We start from the raw sequence: 1,494 nt of genomic DNA on the forward strand, positions 1-1,494 counted from the left end.
TTTGAATTTCAAGAGGTTTCGGTGGTTATCTGGACTTTCCTCTTTTGAAAAGTAACGTAAGATTTTTTGTTACTTATTAAATCTAGCCAATTCGTTCCATTATCTCCATATGCCTGGGCAATAATTAAAAGCCCTCTCCATATCCGGAGAGGGCTTTTTTGTTTCAATCCTCTAGAAGAGGTGTAATCATTCTGACGGATATCGTTAATTCTTTTGCCACTAGTGCTATGAAGTTTCAATCCTCTAGGAGAGGTGTAATCATTCTGACACAGATTCAAGCTGAACTCAAACAAACGGAACCAAGTTTCAATCCTCTAGAAGAGGTGTAACCATTTTGACAGAAATTGTCGCTGAATTGAACGAAACCGAACCGAAAAGTTTCAATCCTCTAGAAGAGGTGTAACCATTTTGACTAAACGAGATAGCGAGCATTGGAAGTTTCTTGAGAGTTCGTTTCAATCCTCTAGAAGAGGTGTAACCATTTTGACAGTTTTTGAAAGTCTGCGACAAGTTCATAACAGAAGAGGTTTCAATCCTCTAGAAGAGGTGTAACCATTTTGACTTTGGGTTTGCAAAAACGAACGGCGCACGGAAGAACTGAAAGTTTCAATCCTCTAGAAGAGGTGTAACCATTTTGACTGCATGTGTCTGAAACCCTTGATACGATTGAGGTTCAATATGGTTTTTCGAGCACCTTCGTTTTTTAAAGAGCATTTAAGTTATTTTTTATGTATCAGCTCAAAACGAAGGTGGCTTTTTCCTTTATTTCATGCGGGTTTCAGCTTTTACGAGCAACCCCGGGGGTTTTTGGCATATCAAGGTGCTCGAAAAACCCTTGTATGAACATCAAAAATATCAACTAATTTCAGTCTACAAAAAAATAAAAAATCTGTAAACCTTCAGTTCTAATATTAAAGCCCTCTCCGGGAAATGGAGAGAGCTGTTTTTGTAATCCTCCAGAAGAGGAAAATCCCACCTTTAAATGGTTCATGCTGACATTTCTTTTGGTTTATCCTTGCGGAAGATTCCCATTAATCCTGCATTACAAGGAACACGGTTGCTAATACATAGAACATCGAGATGCTAATTATTCCGCCGATCCCTGAAATCAGCATCAAAGTGCCGCCGATCTTTGAATTGATCTTTACTACAATTGCTCCTACGATTGCCAAGATGGAAAAAAGGAAAGCTCCCCAACCTAACCCGGTTACCTCCGATGTACCGCCTGAAACAGCCTCATCCACAGCTCCAAAAAAGATAGCAAACAGTGCACCGCCAAAACCGAAAATCCCACCGATAAGCCCAAGAACAAATTCTGTTGTCCGGCTCATTGTCTATCCTCCTTATTGCACTTTGATTTCAAACTTAACCTTTTTAGTGTTCATAAAATCGGATGACATCACTTCGCCTAAATCCATTTTGATTTCTTTGACTGACTTGGGGTCCAGACGGTCATTATTATTGGTCAAGAAAGTTAGAACGCCATTTTGTTTG

The 1,494-nt window shown here is 39.5% G+C and carries 1 pseudogene and 1 CRISPR repeat array; the pseudogene reads right to left on the reverse strand.

From position 1 onward, the window contains the following. The first annotated feature begins 160 nt into the window (after positions 1-160). Positions 161-639: direct repeats of the CRISPR family, unit length 36 nt; unit sequence GTTTCAATCCTCTAGAAGAGGTGTAACCATTTTGAC. A gap of 348 nt (positions 640-987) precedes the next feature. Continuing rightward, positions 988-1,331, reverse strand: a pseudogene (locus I8U21_RS14770) (DUF4064 domain-containing protein). Between the last annotated feature and the right edge of the window lie 163 nt (positions 1,332-1,494).

Source organism: Thermoactinomyces sp. CICC 23799, from assembly GCF_016055145.1.
Taxonomy (GTDB): domain Bacteria; phylum Bacillota; class Bacilli; order Thermoactinomycetales; family Thermoactinomycetaceae; genus Thermoactinomyces; species Thermoactinomyces intermedius.